Source organism: Paenibacillus sp. UASWS1643 (assembly GCF_008693195.1).
GTDB classification, from domain to species: domain Bacteria; phylum Bacillota; class Bacilli; order Paenibacillales; family Paenibacillaceae; genus Paenibacillus; species Paenibacillus amylolyticus_B.
This window is the reverse complement of the sequence record NZ_VXKZ01000106.1, coordinates 25,823-48,062: the sequence shown is the minus strand read 5'-3', so window position 1 is coordinate 48,062 and position 22,240 is coordinate 25,823. Positions and strand designations below refer to the sequence as shown.

Annotated in this window: 18 protein-coding genes and 1 pseudogene; 16 read left to right on the top strand and 3 right to left on the bottom strand. The window is 48.7% G+C overall.

Annotated features, from left to right (window positions below; genetic code table 11):
• Positions 1 to 706 precede the first annotated feature (706 nt).
• From FE296_RS33320 to FE296_RS12715, 3 genes and pseudogenes are all read left to right on the top strand, one after another.
• Positions 707 to 1,150, top strand: a pseudogene (locus tag FE296_RS33320) (HNH endonuclease); the annotation flags it as partial.
• Between the two features lie 291 nt (positions 1,151 to 1,441).
• Entirely contained in the window at positions 1,442 to 2,077 is a 636-nt protein-coding gene (locus tag FE296_RS12720) for a TVP38/TMEM64 family protein (protein ID WP_223868860.1), read from the top strand.
• Between the two features lie 67 nt (positions 2,078 to 2,144).
• Complete coding sequence (locus FE296_RS12715; RefSeq protein WP_150365129.1) at positions 2,145 to 3,224, top strand: DUF1835 domain-containing protein; 1,080 nt, start codon at positions 2,145 to 2,147, stop codon at positions 3,222 to 3,224.
• Positions 3,225 to 3,503: 279 nt separating this feature from the next.
• On the opposite strand, the gene FE296_RS12710 is transcribed toward FE296_RS12715, so the two are convergent.
• On the bottom strand, positions 3,504 to 4,022 hold the full coding sequence (locus FE296_RS12710) for a cupin domain-containing protein (protein WP_150365128.1): 519 nt from the start codon (positions 4,020 to 4,022) through the stop codon (positions 3,504 to 3,506).
• Between the two features lie 152 nt (positions 4,023 to 4,174).
• Here FE296_RS12710 and FE296_RS12705 point away from each other — a divergent pair, with 152 nt between their 5' ends.
• Positions 4,175 to 5,176, top strand: a complete 1,002-nt coding sequence (locus FE296_RS12705) for an NAD-dependent epimerase/dehydratase family protein (RefSeq protein ID WP_190945192.1) — start codon at positions 4,175 to 4,177, stop codon at positions 5,174 to 5,176.
• A 166-nt stretch (positions 5,177 to 5,342) separates the two neighbouring features.
• On the opposite strand, the gene FE296_RS12700 is transcribed toward FE296_RS12705, so the two are convergent.
• Positions 5,343 to 5,516, bottom strand: a complete 174-nt coding sequence (locus FE296_RS12700; protein WP_017691655.1) for a CsbD family protein — start codon at positions 5,514 to 5,516, stop codon at positions 5,343 to 5,345.
• A gap of 192 nt (positions 5,517 to 5,708) precedes the next feature.
• Here FE296_RS12700 and FE296_RS12695 point away from each other — a divergent pair, with 192 nt between their 5' ends.
• The 12 genes from FE296_RS12695 to FE296_RS12640 all read left to right on the top strand — a co-directional run bounded on the left by FE296_RS12695 (position 5,709) and on the right by FE296_RS12640 (position 20,492).
• Positions 5,709 to 6,638, top strand: coding sequence for a cysteine peptidase family C39 domain-containing protein (locus tag FE296_RS12695; protein WP_150365127.1), 930 nt, complete (start codon positions 5,709 to 5,711; stop codon positions 6,636 to 6,638).
• 37 nt (positions 6,639 to 6,675) lie between these two features.
• Entirely contained in the window at positions 6,676 to 8,475 is a 1,800-nt protein-coding gene (locus tag FE296_RS12690; RefSeq protein ID WP_150365126.1) for an RNA polymerase sigma factor, read from the top strand.
• Positions 8,476 to 9,162: 687 nt separating this feature from the next.
• The gene (locus tag FE296_RS12685; RefSeq protein ID WP_124116740.1) at positions 9,163 to 9,609 is read left to right on the top strand and encodes a DUF1641 domain-containing protein; all 447 of its coding nucleotides are present in this window, start codon (positions 9,163 to 9,165) and stop codon (positions 9,607 to 9,609) included.
• A gap of 24 nt (positions 9,610 to 9,633) precedes the next feature.
• A complete protein-coding gene (locus FE296_RS12680; protein WP_036606574.1) occupies positions 9,634 to 10,815 on the top strand; it encodes an NAD(P)/FAD-dependent oxidoreductase in 1,182 nt (393 codons plus the stop codon).
• Between the two features lie 319 nt (positions 10,816 to 11,134).
• On the top strand, positions 11,135 to 11,779 hold the full coding sequence (locus tag FE296_RS12675; protein ID WP_150365125.1) for an SDR family oxidoreductase: 645 nt from the start codon (positions 11,135 to 11,137) through the stop codon (positions 11,777 to 11,779).
• 55 nt (positions 11,780 to 11,834) lie between these two features.
• Positions 11,835 to 12,590 carry a response regulator transcription factor gene (locus FE296_RS12670; protein ID WP_150365124.1) on the top strand — a complete coding sequence of 252 codons (756 nt, stop codon included), beginning with the start codon at positions 11,835 to 11,837 and terminating at the stop codon, positions 12,588 to 12,590.
• Positions 12,587 to 13,963 carry a sensor histidine kinase gene (locus tag FE296_RS12665; RefSeq protein WP_124116737.1) on the top strand — a complete coding sequence of 459 codons (1,377 nt, stop codon included), beginning with the start codon at positions 12,587 to 12,589 and terminating at the stop codon, positions 13,961 to 13,963. The genes FE296_RS12670 and FE296_RS12665 overlap by 4 nt, the downstream gene beginning before the upstream one ends.
• A gap of 297 nt (positions 13,964 to 14,260) precedes the next feature.
• Positions 14,261 to 15,061, top strand: a complete 801-nt coding sequence (locus FE296_RS12660; protein WP_150365123.1) for a PepSY domain-containing protein — start codon at positions 14,261 to 14,263, stop codon at positions 15,059 to 15,061.
• Between the two features lie 228 nt (positions 15,062 to 15,289).
• Positions 15,290 to 15,919: a PepSY domain-containing protein gene (locus FE296_RS12655; RefSeq protein ID WP_190945190.1), complete on the top strand. Its 630-nt coding sequence runs from the start codon at positions 15,290 to 15,292 to the stop codon at positions 15,917 to 15,919.
• A 375-nt stretch (positions 15,920 to 16,294) separates the two neighbouring features.
• The gene (locus tag FE296_RS12650; RefSeq protein ID WP_223868859.1) at positions 16,295 to 17,803 is read left to right on the top strand and encodes an RICIN domain-containing protein; all 1,509 of its coding nucleotides are present in this window, start codon (positions 16,295 to 16,297) and stop codon (positions 17,801 to 17,803) included.
• A gap of 234 nt (positions 17,804 to 18,037) precedes the next feature.
• Positions 18,038 to 18,823: an ABC transporter ATP-binding protein gene (locus tag FE296_RS12645; protein WP_105600387.1), complete on the top strand. Its 786-nt coding sequence runs from the start codon at positions 18,038 to 18,040 to the stop codon at positions 18,821 to 18,823.
• Position 18,824: 1 nt separating this feature from the next.
• Positions 18,825 to 20,492 (top strand): hypothetical protein, encoded by a 1,668-nt coding sequence (locus FE296_RS12640; protein WP_150365121.1) that lies wholly within the window; start codon positions 18,825 to 18,827, stop codon positions 20,490 to 20,492.
• 377 nt (positions 20,493 to 20,869) lie between these two features.
• Here the strand turns inward: FE296_RS12640 and FE296_RS33915 are convergent, their stop codons facing one another.
• On the bottom strand, positions 20,870 to 22,186 hold the full coding sequence (locus tag FE296_RS33915) for a Leu/Phe/Val dehydrogenase (protein WP_190945188.1): 1,317 nt from the start codon (positions 22,184 to 22,186) through the stop codon (positions 20,870 to 20,872).
• Positions 22,187 to 22,240 lie beyond the last annotated feature (54 nt).

The following is a 22,240-nucleotide window of genomic DNA, read 5'->3' as shown; positions in this document are numbered from 1 at the left end:
CATAACGGGCAATGAGCTGAGAGAGACGAGTCTGGAGCAGGGTGGCTCGGCAGGTGAGGTAGGAGATGATCCACAGCCACGTGAGCACTGCCGTGGGGAAGAATGGCATTCGCAGGGGTATGCTGCTGCGAATGAAAAAGGCAGTGCACAGCAGCGGGCTGGCGCGCGCGCAGCCGCTGCTGTGCAGGCCGCCGAGCAGACTGCGGCGGCCCACCAAGCTCTGCTGCCGGCTGAGCCGCAAGGCCCGGCAGCAGAGCCCATGGCTGCGGATCAACCAGCCGCAGCCAAACGCAAGCGCAAGCGGCGCCGCAAGCGTGCTGCCGCGCTCGCGTCCGGCGCAGGGCAGGCCCGCAGCATCGCTGCTGAGGCCCATGCGCCGGCCCTGAGCGACCGTGGCGATGCCACCACGGTCGCTGCACCTACGGCGGCGGAGGCACAGCCAGCCGCCACCGGGCGCGAGCTTGGGCAAGCGCCGCCGGGGGCTGCTGCGGAGGCAGGGCCTCCTGCGCCCGTGCGCCAGCCTGGCTCGCCAGGGTCCAAGCCGCGCCAGGCGCGCAAGGAGCGTGCGCCCAAGGCGAACGGCGAAGACGCTGCCCGCGGTGCATCCGGGCAGCGACCCACGCATGCCAGCCGCAGCCACGGGGCTGGCACGGATGGCCGTCCCCGCCGCCAGACGCCGGCGGCTCCGGTGGCCATTGACCCGGAAGATCCGGCTTCGCTCCGGACCAACCGACAAGGCATGGTACGGATGCGAGGCAAGACCGACAAGGGCAGACGCTGGCATCAGGAAGTGGACATGGAGCTTGCAGTCACGCTGGTGAAGGAAAAAGCCGCTGTGGTGGTCAATCGGTACACGATTCGCCGATTGTTCAGCAACAAGGATTTCAAGCGGTATATTCTGACCCGGGATCACTACACCTGTTACTTCTGTGGATCGTATGGAGATACGATTGACCATCTATTGCCGCGTGCCAAAGGTGGACATACCACCCCGCTCAACTGTGTCTGCGCCTGTAATCTGTGCAACCAGTCCAAAGCAGCGATGGATGCCGAAGAGTTCATGCGTTCCGGTATTCCAGAATGGAATGCTGCCCATCAGGCAGAATTGATTGAACTGGCCATGCAGGAAACGCAAATGGAAGAAGGATAAATGCCCCCGAAGATGGAATCGGGCTTTTGATATGAAGAGCACACCAGACCAGAGAGGTCGAGGTGTGCTTTTTTGATTTAATTCTGATTTGGGTGGGAAGTGAGTTTGCTGTGCAATAATTTCTTCAAATTGACAACGGTGTTCATCGAAGATGTACGTTATACTGGGAGGGAGTTGCTAAAGAAGCTTCATCATCCATATGAATGATGAAATGTATAGTGAACATCAAGCCTAAGAACTTAGACTGTATAGATTGGATGGATGCAGATGAACCCAGCAGCATTAGACATTATGTCATATATTACGGAAGAAAATATTCGTTTCTGGCTGGAGAAGTTTCGCTCCCTGGGCCCGTTACCGGGAATTTTGCTTACGTTTATGAAATCATTTGTACCGCCGCTTCCAACGCTGTTGATTGTGGGCGTAAACGGCGCGGTGTACGGTCTGTGGGCAGGGTTTTTATATTCATGGATCGGCATGGTCCTCGGTTGCACTGTTACATTCCTGATCGTACGGGAGATTGGGAAATCCGCTTTTGTGGAACGATGGGCACGCAAACCTCGTGTGCAACGCAGCATGGTATGGATTCGAAGGAATGCATTCAGTTATGTTTTTCTGCTGAGTATCTTCCCGGTAGGTCCGTTTGTCATTATTAATGTGGCGGCAGGAATCGCGCGAATGCGGTTGTTATCTTTCCTGCTTGCGGTGGGTTGTGGTAAAGCGATTATGATTTTCTCTGTGACGTATATCGGTTCCAATGTGGAACAATTTCTGGAGCACCCTGTACGCTGGGTAGGTGTATTACTGTTCATTGCGGTATCTCTGTGGGCAAGCCGCAAACTGGAGCGACACTTTACCCGGTCATCGTCAGATGGTGAAAATCTGCATGATCTGAATCAACCAACTGGAAAATCGATTTCCTCATAAACAAAGGAATATCAGTGTTCAGATATAGTTTCTGTCAATATTGACGTTAGCTTGAAGGAGGATCAGCATGATTGATGATATCTTTACTTTCAGTCGATTGTTGAATCGCATGAATGAGAATGAACTTCGTTCAGTACTGCGTGTGCTTTATATGAAATCGGCACAGGTGGTCAAGCGGCAGGAGGAGCAAGGCGAAAAGGTGGATTTTGCGGATGCGGTACAGTCTCTGTTTCGGGATATGGAACCCCCTTTTGATCTGGAATTGCTGGAACAACAAGCCTTGGCTGAGACCGACAAGCCAAATGAAATTCATATTACGTTTGGAGAATCACCTCTGAGTAGTCTGAAAATGGGAATGAGCACGTTACCTAATCAGGAAAAGCGGAGCTTCTTCTCTATGGATGATGATTATGCTGTGGGTCCGTTAGGTGATCTGGCCCATCGTGCAGATTTGCAGCGCAGGCATCTTTGGCTGACCGAACGAATGTGTCTCAGTGACCGCGAGGCTTATGCCATGCATGAGCTTGAATCAATATTTGAGCTTAGCTCCACAATGCAGTCTATTGATTCCAAGACGTCAATCATCATCTGGTATTCGGATAATGCACGTGAGAAGACGGGACTGCTCTATGCGATGCATCTATTGCGCAGCAGTAAAAGTCCTATATATCTGATCGAAACGAGCGGCTTATATCAGCAATTATTCAATAGACCTGATGTTCAATATGATGTGCTCCACACAGGTGAGATTCTTCCGGAAAAGCTTCTGGCGATGTGGCAAGTCTGCTCTGAGCAAGAGCCGCTGTCCAAGCAAGAACGCCTCCAACTGGAACAGGATTGGCTGGAACTTTCGGTACGGCCCGGACTATTGCGTATGATGGAAAATGGTGAGATTCGAAGTCTACATGAAGATGCGTTGGACGAGTACATTATGCAGAAGGTAAGGGAACTGACACCGAACTGGGAGCCAGGCAAGTATATCCGAGCAGCTCGTATTGTGGGCGAAGTGATTGGGACGAGCAGCCAGCATATAGGTGATGCGTTCGTGGAGTACCGTCTACGACAACTGGTGTTGCAAGGCCGACTTGAGATGGATGGAAAGCCACTTGCAATGAGGTATTACAGTGTTCGGCTTGCCGAACGCTGAAAGGGCCTAAGGCTGAAACGTACGGATAGAAATCAAGATACGTGATCGAAAAGTTTGAAATATGACGGAAGATCTGAGCATTTCCTTCCGCAATCAGGAAGGTTATCACGAAGTGTCTCCGATACGAGATGTTCAGAATTCCCACTTAAATAGACTGTTCCACCGGTGGATAACTCCTACATGTCCGGGGAACAGTCTATTTGTTACTCGTTAAAAAATAAATCAACTTCAACTGTGCATTGTCCAATAGTATTCTTTGCTTCATTATCTTCATATCGGTTATGAATTCTTCCAACTCCAAATTTCGATTAGTGGCCCATCCTGACCATAGACAGGATCGGTATCGGGGACAGGAACCTCTCGGATTTCCTGAAGAGCCTTGGCACGATCGTTTTCCTTACCTGTGCGTGTGTTGTAACTCATGCCGCCCGGATAAGCACCGGCAATACGAAAATCAGTGCTGGACTCCAGACGTTTATGCCCTGTTCCAGCAGGAAGCACGACAACGTCGCCTGTTTGAAGGTAAACTTTCTGACCATGTTCTCCGCCTAAAATCAGTTTCACGAATCCACTCACCACAGCAAGAGCTTCATGAGCATTACTATGATAATGATGATAATTGAACACACCATTCAACCAGCTATTTCCCCATCCATTACGGTTCAGCAACGATTCTGCATGAAGAACCTCTTCAGCCCATACGTTTTTATACAAAAGCACAGGCAGGGTCGGGTGATTGGGAATTACACCGTCATCCTGAAGAAATAACGTCTCTATATTCTTTTTCCATTTACTCATCTCATATCACCTCATAATAAATTACCCGATAACCTCAAGGACGAACAAAAAACAATTGTAAAATGATACAAAATGTATCATTTTAAGGTTATACTCAGTACATAAACTCTCTTCAATGCACTCGTTGTATAAATCGCAAGGGGGAATCGTGTGTGAACATTGTTATTACAGGGGCTTCTGGATTTGTGGGATTTAATCTTTCACAGTATTTGGCGCAAAAAGGGCATCGAATTACCCTTCTGGATCGGGATGATTATTGTCAGAGGCTGGTTCATATCTCTCCTCTGCATGAGATGCCGTTCATCTGTTGTAACCTTGCATCGGACCGGATTCATCTACCTCCGGGAACAGATTACATCATTCATCTGGCGGCCATGCCACACGTGGATTATTCGTATCATCAGCCAGGGGAAGTTTTCCGCAATAATACACTTAGCACACAGGCTATCCTGCAATATGCTACGGAACATCACATTCCAGTCATGCTGGCTTCATCCGTTGAAGTATATGGCGGCGATTGGGGCAGAGTCTATCATGAATCAGATCCGTATGCGCCCGTCTCTCCTTATTCTGCATCCAAAGTTGCCTGTGAAATGCTGGCTCACTCCTATGCTCAATGTTACCAGCTTCCAGTCAAACTCTTTCGTTTGACCAACCTCTATGGACCATGGCAATTACCAGACCGTATTATTCCCCGAAATTTTGGTCGGATGTTGGATGGACTGACTCTGGATATTCAGGGATCGGCAGTGCGTGATTTCTTGTATGTAGATGATGCCCTCCGGGCCATTGAACAGATTATGCTGAAAGGCAAAGACGGACAGGTCTACAACATATCGACAGGGCTTGGAACAACCATGCAGGAGATCGGGGAGATATTGAAACCAATGGATCGATCCTTAGCTGCTGTAGAGATTCGGGAGCAGGAACCTACCCAATCCAGAGGATCCAGTCTGGTCGTGCACTCAGGCAGATTGAGAGCGCAATTGGGATGGTTACCGCAAACCACGTTGGAAAAGGGATTGGAGAGAACCTTCCGCTGGTACCAGGAACATCCCGAATGGGTAAGGCAGTTCAGCCGTGAATATCATACAACAAGAGAAACGCGCAGTTTCATTATCGATATGGCTAGATACGCAGTTCCAGCAGTATAAAATGCACAAAAAAAGCCAGGGAAGGGTGTATTGAGTAACACCTTCCTTGGCTTTTTTGCGCCTCCGTCTCATTTTCGGATAGCTTCCGAACACGGACGGTCATGCTATTTTAAAACGATCTATTGCACGAAATCTTCGTGCTTTCTGAGTTTTACATCAAAAGGATCTAGTGATCTCTTTTAACGTCGGCAATTTTATCCTGTACAGCACCTTTGGCTTTGTCTTTTTTACCCTCAGCCTGAAGGGATCTGTTATTGGTTGCATTACCGATCTGATCCTTCACTTCGCCTTTGGCCTTGTTTACGCCTGCTTTGATTTTATCGCTAGTTGAATTACTCATATCGAACATCTCCTTCGTTTCTGGTGTAGTCCTTATTAACCGGGATGTCCGGATTCTAAACGTTCACTATTTCATGGCGGTCAGAAATTACTTCTGGATATTCTGTCAGAAATGATCTGTACGAAGAGTCAGTATAACTATAGGCATTGCTTAATCGCATGCTTCATTAAAGGAATGAGAGGATGTTATGATATGAGCAATTATATTGGAAATGGTGCGTATTGCTATGCCAATTCAGCTTCAATGCTGCTGTCGTCCATTGGAGAAAAGATAGATCCCGGTCTGCTTGAAACCATCGGTGGCTTTTCACTAGGGGCCTTTCGAACGCAGGAAAATATGCTTTTTTTTGATAACTGTACCTCCAGTCCTGATCTGGCGATCAGCAAGGCGATGAGCATTCTGGGATTTAGTGTGCGTGAAAGTGTGCAAGCACGGGGTACAGAGATGCCTGTAGACGAGCTAAGAGAGGCTTTGAAGCAGGGCCCTGTGATGATGGGGCCGCTGGATATGGGCAAACTCGTCTACAATCCCAACTCTCCCAACCTGGGTGGTAGCGATCATTATGTAGTTGCGCTCAATATGAGGGGCGATGAAGTATGCCTGCATGACCCGGCTGGATTTCCGAATGTCTTCCTGACACTGGATAAACTTGAGGAAGCATGGAAGTCTGAATTCCCATGGAGTAGCGGTGTGTATCGACGATGGTGGAGTCCTGAACGCATTGAACATCCTGATCTAGAGGAGATTAACCGCCGGGCTTTTACTTGGTTCAAATCAACCCTTACAGAACAGACCCATGATATCGCTGCACAGGAAGGACGAACCGGAGCTTCAGCCATTCTGCATAAGGCGGAACAGGTTCGTACTGGAGCAATCGATGATAATGAGTGGGCTCATTATGTGTATTTTGCTCTGCCAGTAGGCGCGCGTCGTGCCCATGATTATGGTTTGTTTTTTAAAACAATCCATCCTGACCTTTCTGCTTTGAAATACGCACAATCCCGCCAATTCGGGGAATGCCAATCCCGTCTTGTCTCTCGGAACTGGGAGGCTGCTGCGACAATCATGGTGGCACTCGCGGAGACGGAAGCCATGATCGAAGCTGCTATGAAGATGGAGTAATGAAAGTGAAGCGACGCTATAAGAAAGGGAGATATAAATGGATGGATTAACTAACAATCGCCATATCAGGCCAGGGGAAGATGAAATATTAGAGGATCGGCAAAAGGAGCCGGATATCACGCTTATCCAACGAGCCCAAACGGGGGATACAGAGGCCTTTGGAGAGTTGATTCACCGTTACCGTGGGCAATTGTTTCGTTATGTACGAGCACTTACGTATGATTCTTATCTCGCAGAAGACATTTTACAGGATGGGCTTATTCGTGCGTTCATTCATATGGGACAGCTTCAGAATGCTGAGCGTTTTATGGCCTGGATGCAGCGAATTTTGCGTAATCAGGCATACACACATATGCAGCGCCAAAAGCAGCAGCGGGAAGAACATTTTTCTTCGTTCTTTGCATTTGGAATTGGAGCCGATGATGCCTCATGGAGCGATCAAGACTCGCTCGACATAACGCTGAATCATCTTTTGAATGACTCAAATCAGAGATCGCAGGAGACAGGCTATGATCCGTATCAAGCTGTTGCTCAGCAGGAAATGAGGAACAATCTCCACAGGTTGTTGGGTTGTCTGAATGAAAGAGAACAACAGGTCTTCACATCATATTGGATGGAGCAGCTGTCACCGCAAGAAATGGCCAGCAAATTCAATCTGACAAGTGCCAATGTGTATCAAATTCTGTCCCGTTCACGTAAAAAAGTGTCTCAGCTTCATATTCATTTATCTGTAGAAGAAATGCTGGCAGAGTGGAATTCACTCGGGCAAAATCGAGTGACTCTGGAGGAACCCCTTTCGTTTGGGGCTCCCCAAACCTGGAACTCGGCAGCAGCGTCCATTCACGAGATGTTAGGTTATATCGGTCCATCTCCGTCTCTCCCCAAGGTTATGGGGATGAGTGGACTTTCTTTTCGTTTGACCATCCTGCCTCAGGACATACATATCGCTGGACCCACCGCCTATAACTTCAAAGAGGTGCTTACAAGAGGATTGCAACATATGGGTTATCGTTCCCATGCAGTTGAGGCTTTGGCGAGCGAAGCGGGTCTCAATGCCAATCTGGTCGATCCTTTGATGCTAGAGGAGAAAGCGAAAGGGAAAAGGTTGCTTAATCCAAGACTTGTCCAGGCCCTCTCCCTGATACGTTACGCCATTCATCGGGGGATTCCGGCCGTTGTGTGGGACCTGAATATTCCCGAATTCGGGTTGATCTATGGCTATGATGATGCAGCCCGGACCCTATACGGTACCGATTTCATTAAATCAGGAACAATTCCCTATGATCATGTAGGCCGGGGTGTGAATCAGGAAGTATTTGTACTGGCAGCGGAATCGGATGGCATGATACGAGAAATGAACTTGCACGCGGCAATGACAGCTGTGTTGGCTCATTATCGTGGAGAGGACCCGTATACCTTGCCTAACACAGTCAGTGGTGTGGCTGCCTATGCAGTCTGGAGAGAAGCCTTAGAATACAGACGGGTAGAACCAAACGGTCACGCCTATAACATTGCGGTTTTGTGGGATGCAAGACGTTATGCTAGTGAGTTTTTCAAAGAACTTTCTCTAAAGTGGGCTTCGACTGCCTGCTATTCCAGCTTGATTCCATTCTGTCTTCAGGCAGAAGAGTTATATCGAAACATGTCCCAAAAGTTAAATACACTCGCGGCATTATTTCCTTTTCCAGATGGAGGACTGCCCAATGAGAAGCTTCATGCTGATCAGGCTATCTTGATACTTCTGGAAGTAGAGGAATTGGAGCGAGCCGCCGTCGTTGTAATAAAAGCGTTGCTTGAAGGAATGGATCAGCATTCCCCAGAAAAAGTTATGATGTGACCTAATTGTAACGATCAGATTGGGCAAACAGCGAAAACAAATATCAGGAGGCAGGGCGATCCGTCAGGCCTTCTTTCTGTCTTTTTTGCATTCGTGACGCAAGAGGTTCATACTTGAAATAGAAAAGTGTCTCAATGATGGAATAAGGCCGAGCCCAACGCTGCATAATAACGACAGTGACCAATTTCGTTGCATCATTATCAAGATATTGGAAAACAATTCCTGAAATTTTGAATAAACGAATCCTTCCTTGTGTACATATCGTACATCTGGTCATATGTGATCTTGTCTTAATACCACATGTGGTAGGAATACGGATCTTGGACAGGAGGATCGGCGGATTTAGTCTGCCTTCATGGGTTGACAAAAAGATCGATTTTGTTACAATGTTCACAATATCTTCACAAGTGTAAAAAATTTCTTTTTCATGTTCATGTGTAAGAGGTGTAATATAAGGGTATAGAGTTCGGTTTCGGCCTGCTTGTCGTTTTGTGCGTCAACACATGTTGTCCGCAATAGATCCAAGATACAATGCATGATATGGGAGTGGCCCTGAGCTACGCTCATCCTATTGTGTGAAATTTGGTACATTTAGATGTATTCGATGTATTTTGTGGTTCGGCTCTGCTTGACAGGCATCATGAAAGTCGCGGACTTCTATCCCAAAGTAAAGGAGGACTTTCTCTTATGTCACAATCGCCTACTCAACAAGAGGTGCCAGTTACAGAAGGTGCCAACGTTTCCGAGCGCCAGTCCTTGGACGTTCTGGATCAACTGATGAAGCCTGAGGTACAGGAGTCTTTAACCGTTCTGGTGGAGAACCTGCCTAAATTGGCTGAAATGGTTACTGCTATGACAAAAGCTTATGACTTTGCACAAAGTGTAGCAACAGACAAAGTTCTGATCAGCGACACAATGAGCGCAATGGGCGAGTTCGCTAAGCCTGTTGTAGACAAAGCTAAAGGGGTAGCTTCTGCTGCCATCGAAGCCAATGACCGTGCGCAAACAGAGCAAACTTCAGTTGGCTTGTTCGCTATGCTGAAAATGCTTAAAGATCCAAACGTACAACAATCGCTTCGTTTTGCTCAATCTTTCCTGAGCATTCTGAACGAGCGTCAACAACAGAAACGTTAAGACTTAGAAGAACGGAGGATGGATATGTCGAAGCAAATTTTGATCTTGGGTGGAGGATACGGCGGTCTGTTGACTGCATTGACTGCACGTCAATACTTGTCTCCGGAAGAAGCGACAATTACTGTCGTGAACCGTTACCCTACACACCAAATTATCACGGAACTGCACCGTCTTGCAGCGGGAAGCATTGCTGAACAAGCAGTTGCTCTTCCACTTGAAAAATTGCTGCGTGGCAAAAACGTGAACTTGAAAATCGATACGGTGGATACGATCAAGCCGGACGAGAAAAAAGTTCTGATGACCAGCGGCTCCACATACTCTTACGATGCACTTGTCGTTGCCTTGGGCAGCGAAACGGCATTCTTCGGAATTCCGGGATTGCAAGAGTACAGCTTCACGCTCAAATCGGTTAGCGATGCAAACCGTATTCGTGCACACGTTGAAGCACGTCTTGATGCTTACAAACAGTCCGGCAACAAAGCAGACGCTACGTTTGTTATTGGTGGCGGCGGCTTGACAGGTATTGAGCTTGTTGGCGAATTCGCTGACCTGCTTCCTGCAGTATGTCAAGAAAAAGGCATCGACTTCAAAGAAGTATCCCTGTACACAGTTGAAGCAGGTCCTTCCATTCTGGCAGGATTCCCGCCAGAGCTGGTTGAGCGTGCTAAATCAAGTCTTGAGAAACGTGGCGTTAACTTCATCGTTGGCGTAGCGATTACCGAGATGAAAGAAAATGAAGTTCTGCTGAAAGACGGCAGCTCCATCCCTACGAACACACTCGTATGGACAGGTGGCGTACAAGGCAACGCTGTTGTTGCAAACAGCGGAATTGAAGTGGATCGTGGCCGTGCGAAAGTTACGGAAGTTCTGCAATCTACTTCTCACAAAGACGTGTTTGTTGCTGGTGACAGCGCAGTGGTCTTCCCTAGCGAAGGCGCTCGCCCTTACCCTCCAACAGCACAATTGGCTTGGCAAATGGGTGAGACTATTGGTCACAACTTGGGTGTTATGTTCAAAGGTGGCGCAATGGAATCCTTCACACCAGTATTCTCCGGTACGTTGGGAAGTCTGGGTCGTAAAGATGCTGTCGGCATGATCGGTGGCAACCAGACTCGTCTGAAAGGTCTGCCTGCAACCATGATGAAAGAAGCAAGTAACATCCGTTACCTGGCTCATATTCACGGTTTGTTCGCACTGGCTTACTAATCTTAATGCCATTCAAGGGCGCCCTTTTGGGCGTCCTTTTTGGTTGTCACGATTACCAAGAATAACAGATATTCAGATGGGAAAAAGGTGCGGCAGAAGTGGTCGATGTGAGGTCGCGTATAAACCACCTAGGGGATATGGCATATTAATGGGGACAACGGATGACATCACATTTCATAGATGTACTGAACGGGCATGAACATGAAGCCGGCGCTTAGAAGCGCCGGCTTTCGTTTAAATTATAGGATGAGCATCTTTAAATAAAAGGAACGGGGGAGCCACATCAAGCCATCCGTTCAACTGAGAGGAGAACTGACGTATGAACGTTTTAGTTATAGGAGCAAATGGACAAATCGGCAAGTTGGTAGTGGAGCAGCTGGTACAGGAAGGCAAACATAAAGTAACGGCCATGATCCGCAAACCGGAGCAGGAGGACGCACTGAAGGAACTCGGTGCAGATGTGGTGATCGGTGATCTGGAGGGCAGTGTAGAGGACTTGGCTGAAGCAATGAAGGATCATAATGCCATTGTGTTTACTGCAGGTTCTGGCGGATCTACCGGTCAGGACAAAACACTGCTGATTGATCTCGACGGTGCGGTGAAAACGATGGAAGCCGCAGAGCAGCAAGGAATCTCCAGATATATTCTGGTCAGTGCGTATGGCGCAGATCAACGGGAGAAATGGTCAGAGTCCATCAAGCCATATTACGTGGCTAAGCACTATGCGGATCGTGCATTGTTTGCAAGTGATCTCAATTACACGATTATTCGCCCAGGTGGTCTTAAGAATGAACCGGGTACGGGCAAGATTGCAGTAGGAACCGATCTGGAGCCGGGAAGTATCCCACGTGAAGATGTGGCCCGTGTAATTGTGGCTTCTTTGCAGGAAGAGAAGACGTACCGAATGGCCTTTGATCTGATTGCCGGGGAGCATCCGGTTGAAGATGCCTTGGGCAAATTGTAGATGTTATTGTAAGATAACGGGAGAATGAAATGATGGGGATGAGGGGGAGCGCTGCATGAACGAAGCTGTGCTGGTCATAGAGGATGAGCCCAAAATAGCACGTCTGCTGGAACTGGAATTACAGTATGAGGGATATCAGGTAGGCAAGGCGGGTAGTGGAACAGAAGGACTGGAGAAGTATGCAGAAGGACAGTGGGATCTGATTCTGCTTGATGTGATGTTGCCTGGTCTGAGTGGAATTGAAGTGTTGCGGCGAGTTCGGGCCAAAGATGCTACGGTTCCGATCATCATGCTCACCGCCAAAGATTCCGTGGAAGACAAAGTATCCGGCCTGGATCTCGGAGCCAATGACTACATCACCAAGCCGTTCCAGATTGAAGAGCTGCTTGCCCGAGTTCGGGCGGCTTTACGGCTTAGTGCAGTGGCGTCTGTTGTTTCTTCCGCTTCTTCGTCTACACCTGCTGATACGGGGAATGACTCTTCTGGGCATCAGGATGAAGCTGAGGCAGGCTGGTTGACGGCTGCCGGGTTGAAACTAAATGAAGGAACGCGAGAGGTATCCCGAGATGGTGTGGCCATTGAGCTTACTCCACGTGAGTTCGACTTGCTCGTGTATCTGCTTCAGAATCAACGTCAGGTGCTCAGTCGTGACCAGATTGTGCAGGCCGTGTGGGGATACGATTATTATGGAGATACCAATGTGGTGGATGTGTACATCCGTTATGTGCGCAAAAAGGTGGATAACGGATTCACACCGTCCTTAATACATACCGTACGGGGCGTTGGATACGTCCTGAAGGAACAGTTATGAGCCTGCGCAGTAAAATCTACGGATATTCGTCTGTATTATTTGCTGTGCTGTTAATCGCGGTGAACCTGTCGGTCTACATCGTGTTTGAACGGATGTCGATTGATAACGAGGTTAATCGGGTGGAAGCGGAAGCGGAGTCTATTGTCAAAGGAGTACGTCAGTCTGCCGGCTCCATTCCGCCGGATGACTTGCTGCGGGCCTACGCGCCTGTGAACGGCATGCTTCGGATTGTTAATGAAGACGGCACCAGTTCCCCGGTGACGACAACATCAGCCTCCGAGCAGCTGAGCAAGCTGCCCTATAAGTACGAAAGTGAGAAGAAATCGGAGTATACCCAAGTGGAACAGATTGGTTATGTGTGGGTATCAGTCCCGGTCATCTGGCCTGATGGCGAGGTGGTGAATGTACAGGTTACCGAGAGCATTGCAGAGACGGAGAATCGACTGTCTGTACTGCGTACCGTGCTTGTGGCAGTCACGATTATTGCCCTGATTCCGGCCATTATCTCCAGCCGAATTCTCGCAAACCGGATGACCAGACCGATTCAGCAGATGACACGTACGATGAGTGACATTCAGTCCAGCGGCCAATTCAAGCGTCTTCCACTGGAGGAAGGGTCGAAGGATGAACTGAAAACGATGGGGCAGACGTTTAACCGGATGATGGATTTGCTCGAATCCAACTTTGAACGACAGGAGCGATTTGTATCCGATGCATCTCATGAGCTCAAAACACCGCTGACCATTATTGAAAGCTATGCCAGTCTGCTACAGCGGCGAGGGAAAGAACGGCCTGAGGTATTTGATGAAGCGGTGGAAGCGATTCTGTCCGAATCGGTTCGCATGCGAGAGATGACCGAGCAACTGTTACTGCTTGCGAAGCAGCCAGAGCAATGGAATGTACAGTTGGAGCGTGTGGATATCACGAGAGTTGCAACAGACTCCGCACGTGTGTTTCGCGAAGCCTATCACCGCGAAGTCCGGTGTGAAGATCGAGGTCCAATCTGGGCGATCAGCGATGAGAGCAAGCTGAAGCAACTGTTGTTTATTTTGCTGGATAATGCCCGGAAGTATAGTGAAGATGCAATTGAAGTCAGGCTGGAAGCCAAGGAACAAGAGTGCCGAATTCGGATTGTGGATACCGGGATTGGTATGCGGGAAGACGAGCTGGAGAAGGTATTTGACCGATTCTACCGGGTTGATCCGGCCAGAACACGCAGCTTGGGCGCAAGCGGTTCGGGTCTGGGATTGTCGCTTGCCAAAGAACTGGCAGGAGCAGTTGGAGCAAGAATCGAACTGACCAGCACCGAGGGTGAAGGCACCGAGGCTTCAATTATTTTGCCAATATCCGTTCAGAACGGGCCGCTCTCATGAAATTCTCATTCTTCTCTTATATACTATATAAACTGAACTAAAGATTGTTCACACTGACACTACGATGACAGAACAACCTTCCAATCGCTGTTATCCCCAGATTTTTTGGATTCTCTTTTCTCAAAGGGGAAAATCCGGGGATAAAGGCGAACGCTTCGCTTTTCAGGTTTTTTCTGTCCTCTCCGTACTGTGTAAAAGATTAGTTCATTTTATGTAGTAGCCATTGGAAACTAAACTCAGACCGAATATATAGCATTTGAACTTGGGCTATGGGGAGAGCTATAAGGGGGAAACGTGATGACAGAGCATGAGCAGCGACCACCGGAGATGAAACGGCATGAACAGGGGAATAGCGGATGGGCGAAATCGCGAAGGTCACTCTGGTGGGGTGCGGGGCTTCTCGTTGTGCTGATTGTGGCAGCTGTGGTGTGGTGGAAGCCGTGGCAATCGACGGGTGCGGTACTTACGGCAGATGCGGCGGCCCAATCCGTACTGGATCAATATCCGGGTGAGATTGTGAATTCCACGTTGAAGGACGGGACGTATATCATGCAACTCCGTTCGGAGACCGGCCTATATGATGTGCAAGTGGATGCCGTTACAGCTGCTGTGAATTCCATTAAACGGCTGGAGTCGAACCCGCAAGCGGAAGAGAAGACGTTATGGAGCCGCGAGCAGATCAAGACGGTGTTGTTAAAACAACAAACAGAGAACCAATTGGTCTCGCTTGAACTTGTGGAGCAGCAAGGCAGTCCGGTATACACCGCGGTAGTGAAGGCAAAGGATAACAGCCGTGAAGAACTCACGATTGATCCATATACCGGAAAGACGATATCTTCCAAAACAATAACAGCCCCGACAACTGAACCAACCAAGGATGATCCCAAACCTCAGTTTCTGAGCGAGAAACAAGCCAAGCAGAAGGCACTTGCGGAGGTTCCGGGGGAAGTGGACGACATCGAACTGCGTGGAACCAACAGCGGGAATCCGTATTATCTGGTTGAAATTGATCTGGCGGATGGCCGGGAGGCTATTGTGCAGGTGAATGCCATCTCGGGAGCGATTCGTTCGGTGACTTGGGATGAGGACGAGGATTAACATGTTGCAAGGAACACATTAGATATAGTGTTAAACTGCTTTAGAGAGATGATTCCTAGTTTAGGGGTCATCTTTTTCAATTAGATGGACATGGATACCTGTTAAATGAGCACTCTCCTCATTTTCTCATCAAATTCTAATCTAACTCTCGCTGATCTCTCATTCCTGCAGGTTATTCTGTAAATGTAGACGAGAACGAAAACAACAATAACGAGGAGATGAATGATGATGATGAACAAACATAAACTTTGGATTGGCAGCTTGTCAGCAGCAGTATTACTTGGTGGATCGGCCGTAGCGGCTAGCGGGAATGTGAACGGACAATCGGTGCAAACTACACCAACGTCAACAACACAATCTGTAACACAGAATCAGAACAGCACAGGTAAAATGCTGAATGCATCACAAGCGAAAGCGTTGGCGTTAAAAGCAGCCGATGGTAAAGTGGATGACGTGGATCTGGAGCGTAGAAACGGCCAAACGTTCTATGAAGTTGAGATCGACAGAAAAGGAACTAATGATGTTGTCGTTCGTCTGGATGCTTATACAGGCAAAATCCTTGCGGTCGTGAATGATGAAGACTACGATGACGACGATGATTATAAAGGTACTGCAACAGGTAACACGTCTAATAACTCTGCTTCCAAGCAGGTCAAATTGACGGCATCCCAAGCTTCAAGCATTGCGTTGAAACAAGTTTCGGGTGGTAAAGTAACCAAAGTCGAGCTGGATCATGATGATGGTCGCTATGTGTATGAGATCGAACTGAGAACTGCTCAAGGTGAAGCAGATGTAGATATCGATGCCAACACAGGTAAAGTGTTATCGTTCGACCAGGATTTTGACGACCAAGATTAAGCAACAAGATTAAGCAATAAGGGCGAGGATACGCCGATAAAAACATCATATAAAAACCTGCCTATGAACAGCCGCACACAGCTAGAGATCGTTACATCATGGAGGAGCAGGGCAGGTATAGCAGAGGACGCTTCGGGGGAAGCGTCTTTTTGCTGTTTATGTAGAGAGCAAAGTATATAATTGTACATCTTCCGCCGGATTGTTCACTATTCGAGCAGGAACGTGGCGGATACAATCGGAATCAAGGAGGTGAAGGCCAGCCAGTAATGCCAGGAATTCTATTGCTGAAATGCATCATCGATCGGAGGCAGATGAGACATATCGATTTTAATTTTATGTAAGCGCTTCATAAAAAACGTGGAGGTGCATTACGATATGGCTATGAACGATGGATGGTTGAAAAAGAATATACATTCACGTCGCTTTACCCGCCGCTTAAGTTATCTGCTTGCTTTGGTGTTGGCGCTGCAATCAATAGGTATGCTGCTTGCACCCGGACCGGATGCTTCAGCTGCTCCGCTTAGTGTAATGAACGGGATACAGTTCAAGGATACCAATGGCAATGTTGTTCATGCCCATGGGGGCGGGATGATCAAGGCAAATGGGTATTATTACTGGTTTGGGGAGAATCGCAACCCGAATGGAACATTCAAGGCGGTATCGGTGTATCGTTCATCGGATCTGAAGAACTGGGAGTATCGCAATGATGTGCTCACCAGCAGCTCGGCAGCCGAGTTAAATATCTCCAACATTGAACGCCCAAAAGTCATCTATAACAGTTCGACTGGAAAATATGTGCTTTGGATGCACAAGGAGAATGGTCTGGATTATGGCGAGGCCCGAGTGGCGGTAGCTACTTCGAATACGGTTGATGGCAACTACACGTATGTGGGCAGTTATCGTCCACTTGGGTATGATTCAAGAGATATGACGGTGTACAACGATAACGGAACCGCTTATCTGATCTCCGCGACCCGAGTGAATGCAGATCTGAATATATATAAGCTGACCCCGGATTTCCTGGGTGTTGAATCCCTTGTCACAACGCTGTGGCCCGGACAATATCGTGAAGCACCAGCCCTATTCAAAAAAGACGGCGTCTACTTCCTGATTACCTCAGGTGCGACCGGCTGGAATCCAAATCAGGCCAAATATGCGACAGCCTCCAGCATTACAGGCACATGGAGCGGTCTTAGTAATTTTGGAGACAGCACAACGTATGGCTCCCAATCTACCTATGTCGTTCCAGTAGAAGGTTCACAGACCACATCCTATCTCTACATGGGTGATCGCTGGGCTGGTGCATGGAGCGGACCTGTGCAGGATTCCAAGTATGTCTGGCTGCCACTTTCATTCCCAAGCGCAACCAGTCTGGCGATGAACTGGGCCAGCAGTATTACAATGGATACAGCAACAGGGACTGTGACCGGAGTGAGTACACCGGATGTGTGGGACCCGAATGCTTCATATCAGCTGATTAGCCGTAAAAGCAATAAATTACTGAATGTCATCGGGGGTTCTTCCGCCAACGGTGCGGATCTGGAGCAGCGAGCAGATGGGGGGATGACAAGTCAACAGTGGCAGATTACCGATGCGGGTGGCGGCTATGTCAAAATCATCAACCGTTCCAGTGGCAAGCTAATTGGTGTGGAGAATGGTGCCACGACCGATGGGGCTGTCATTGAACAGTGGAATGATGGTGGCTGGGATAGCCAGCAATGGCAGCTCGTTCATGTAGGTGGTGGTTATTATAAACTGAAGAACCGCAGTACAGGCAAGGTCTTGGATATCTCTAGTCAATCCTTGGCAGATGGGGCTGCGGCCATCCAGTGGACGGATAATGGCGGTACGAATCAGCATTTTCAGATTGTTAAGATGCAGTAAGACTTTTTAGATATTATAAAATAAGGTTCAAAATAATGTGGAAGCCCTTGTCTCTTACCATAAGGTGGGACAGGGGCTTTGTGATGTATTCACGCATGTTACGTGATGCTTTTACTCGAAAGGGATATCCAGCTGATGGCTCATATCGTGACCTATTTCCGATCATTACCATCCCAATCTGTGGTAAACTAGTAGAATTGTAGAAAGAGATAGAGACAGGAGCTGGATAACGAAGTGAGTGAACAACAAGTGCTATCCATTGAAAGCTTGCGTATGAGATACAACGGACGTTATGTGCTGAACGGCATCGATCTGGAAGTGAATCGCGGTGAGATGATTGGATATATTGGTCCGAACGGGGCTGGCAAAAGTACGACGGTTAAAATTTTACTCGGGCTGGTTGAAGGATATGTAGGCACGGTGCGAATCTTTGGTAAAGATATTGCGGATGGGGATGTGGAGTACAAACGCAGAATCGGCTATGTTCCGGAGGTCGCGGAATTGTACGAACAATTAACGCCTGCGGAGTATCTGACTTTTACGGGAGAGTTATACGGTATGTCCTATGAAGATGCGGATTACAAAGCCAAGCTATTGATGGATTGTTTTGGACTGGAAAAATCATATCATTCCCGCATTGCATCCTTTTCCAAAGGTATGCGTCAGAAAGTGCTGTTGATCTCTGCGCTGCTGCATGACCCGGATCTGTTGTTCCTGGATGAACCGCTCAGCGGATTGGATGCCAATAGTGTGATGGTGGTCAAAGAGATTTTGTCACAATTGTCAGCCAAAGGCACAACGATCTTCTATTCGTCACACATCATGGATGTGGTGGAGAAGATCAGCAGTCGAATTGTACTGATCGCTGAAGGACGCGTCGTGGCAGACGGTACGTTTAAGCAGCTCCAACAGCAGTCCATGGAGGGTACGCTGGAGGAAGTCTTCAATCAATTGACGGGTTTCAATGAGCACATAGCCATTGCTGAGCGATTCGTATCGATTGTGCAGGAGGTGTACTGATATGGAGGAAACCTCCGACTTCCGCACGCTGAAGATCCTGGATCGCTTTCGTCCGCTCATCGCCAGAACAGGGGCTGATTATGATGTGCTGCGCCTGATTTTGCGAGTGAAGTTCCAGATGGATCAACGTAGAGTACCTACTATTTTATCCAACAATTCAGGGAAAAAGGAGCGCAAGGAAGGTAATCAGTTTCTTCGTTCCCTGTGGTTGTATGGATTAATGGGATTGATGATGGTTCCCTTCATCGTCTGGGATACGGGACATTTCATGCTTCAGATGGGACTTGTGTTTGGAATCTTAATGTTTATGATCATGACGTCCATGATCTCGGATTTTTCCTCCGTGCTGCTGGACATCCGGGATCGCAATATTATTATGACCAAGCCCGTTAATGGGCGAACGGTGGGGATGGCCCGAGCCATCCATGCGGGCGTATACCTGCTATTGCTGACGGGTTCATTAACCGGTATACCGCTAATTGCCGCGTTGGTGACGCATGGGATCGGATTCTTTCTGATTTTTCTTGTAGAACTGATTCTGATCAATATGCTGATTCTGGTGACAACGTCCCTGATCTATCTGTTCATGATGAAGTTCTTGGATGGCGAGAAGCTGAAGGATATGATCAATATGGTACAGATTCTGCTTTCCGTGGGGATTGCGATCGGTTATCAGCTGGTCATCCGTTCATTCAGCATTATTGATTTTGGTATGGTATTTACCCCGGCTTGGTGGCAGTTGCTGTTGCCTCCGTTATGGTATGCGGCCGCATATGAATGGTTATTTGCAGGGGGCGGGAATGTGTGGATCTATACGTTCACAGCATTGGCAGTCTTGGTTCCGGTGGTGAGTATGATCGTATATGTGATGCTTATGCCTTCCTTTGAGTTGTATTTGGAAAAAATGGCACATTCGGGTCAGTCCTCCGGACGCAGACGTGGAAGATGGGATCGGTTGATCTCCAAGGTGGTCAGTCGTTCGAGAGAGGAGCAGGCTTGCTTCCGTCTGTCAGCCAGCATGATGCGTAATGAACGGGAATTCAAGCTGAAGGTGTATCCATCGCTTGGTTTATCATTTGTTTTACCTTATGTATTTTGGTTTACCGAATTGCAATCTTCTACCTGGGCAGAGTTTAAGCAAAGTTCGTTTGTATACACCTTTTACATCGTGCTGATGTTGGTTGTAACAGTTGTGGTTATGCTGAAATTTTCGGGACAATACAAGGCGTTCTGGACCTTTCGCGCTGCACCGATGGCGAATGATAGCGCGTTATATAAAGGTGCTCTGAAGGCGTTCCTGTGCAACATGTTCCTGCCTATATTTCTGGCAAATGCCATTCTGTTCACCTGGACATTTGGATTACGGATACTGCCGGATATTGCAATTATTATGCTGACGGCTACTGCGCTTGTCCCACTGGCAGGCAAATTGTTGCTGCGTAAGCCGCCGTTCTCCCAATCCTTCAGTGTGGCGCAGCAAAGTGATGGTTGGTATGTATTCGCCGCCCTCCCTGTGCTTGCCATGTTTTGGGGAGTCCATGTCTTTTTCCGTTCCGTGTCGGGGGGCGTATGGATCTATGGTGCGCTACTGATCGTAGCGAATGTGTTGCTGTGGACGCTGCTGTTTCGAGGGAAGAAGACATCGGAGAAGAGGTCGGTTGCAGTTTGAGAATAGAGTAGTAGAGAAAGATAGAAAGATAGAAAGAACGAGAAATGATAAGAGAGGGTAAAAGAGCTAACCTGGACACGGATGTCGGGGTTAGCTCTTTTTGATAGGTGATACTAACCCAAAGAAATCTTCGGCCGCAGCGCTAACGAACCTGAGACAACCTATTCGGGGCAAAAACATGAAATATAAATTCTAACGAACCTCAGGAGCGCTATCCTTCGGAAAAGTAGATATTTAGCTTGAAAAAGGACCAAACTAGGCACAATAACGTGTCTGAGATTCGTTAGATATTAGATCCATGCTAAAAGGACCAAATAGCGTGTATCAGTTTCTTTAGAATGAAGTAAAGCAGTGGAGGTTCTCTAGGAGGGGGCACCTTATCTTGTATGGCCTGCTCGGAGGATGGATTCCGCCAGCCGATCGGCTGCATCCGCTGTGGAGATCGCAGATTGCATAGCTTCTGCGTATACCTTGCTCAGCGTGCCTGCAATCCCCGCCACCTTTTGGCGGATCAGGTCAGGGCCGGCGCCTTCCAGCTCGTAGGCGGTGGAGATGATTCCGCCTGCATTGAGCACATAATCAGGCGCGTACAAAATCCCGCGCGCCTGCATGCGGCCTGCAACCAGCTGTCGTTCACTCAGCTGGTTGTTGGCCGCCCCGGCAACGATGGAGCAGCGCAGCTCCTCCACCGTTGCCGGGGTCAGTACGCCCCCTAGGGCACAGGGGGCGAAGACCTTGCAGTCAGCGGCGTGGATATGGGCCGGATCGGCCGAGATGGCGCCGCTGAACTGCACAAGGGCACGTTGTACACGCTCCGGTACAACGTCTGCCACAATGAGCCGTGCCCCGGCTGCATGCAGGTAACGGCATAGGGCATACCCGACCTTGCCCAGTCCCTGGACGGCAACGGGAATGCCCTGCAAAGATGCAATGCCTTGCTGGCGCAGCGAGGTCACAATGCCGATGTGTACGCCGTAGGCGGTCATCTCGGCAGTGAAGTCATCCTGCGCCCCAAGCGAACCCGTGGTGTCCGTCACATGTGCGGTCTCCAGTCGGATCTGGTCCATGTCTGTCGCCGTGGTACCCAGATCAAGACCGGTCACGTACCGTCCGTTCAGCCGCTCCAGAAAACGTCCCAGTGCGCGAAAGCGCTGCGCCCGCCTGGATACGTCAGTATCCAGGCTTTTATCTATACGATCAGCAACCTGATCGGTGACGACTTCTCGTTCCGTGGCAGCGCTCTTTTGCTGCTCTACCCTTAGATTTCCAGCGACCTGCTCACCACCTTGAGATCCGCAACCATCCTCATCCTGTTTTGCATTCTTCGCAATAGGCACATCCCACATGACCACTTTCCCGCCACCATACGGCAGTCCGGAGATTGCATTTTTGTATGTCATGCCTTTTGCAAGCTTCACAGCATCCCGAACAGCTTCTTCCTCGGACGCATACGACCAGTAGCGGCATCCGCCGAGCGCAGGTCCAAGGACCGTGTTATGAATGGCAATGACCGCCCTCAATCCACTATCTGCATCATGGCAAAAAATGAGTTCCTCCATGCCTTCCCGCTCCATCTCCTGCCATAGCTGCATGACGGTACCCCCTTTTTGTTTTGACCCATCCATCCTGGTTCTGACCTGATATCCTGTGCCAGCGTGCTTGGCTTTATGATGATACAGCATATTCAAAGGCACCGGTTTTCGACCCTGGGACCTCCGCCGGGTTGATAATCGGTACAAACGGTTCTA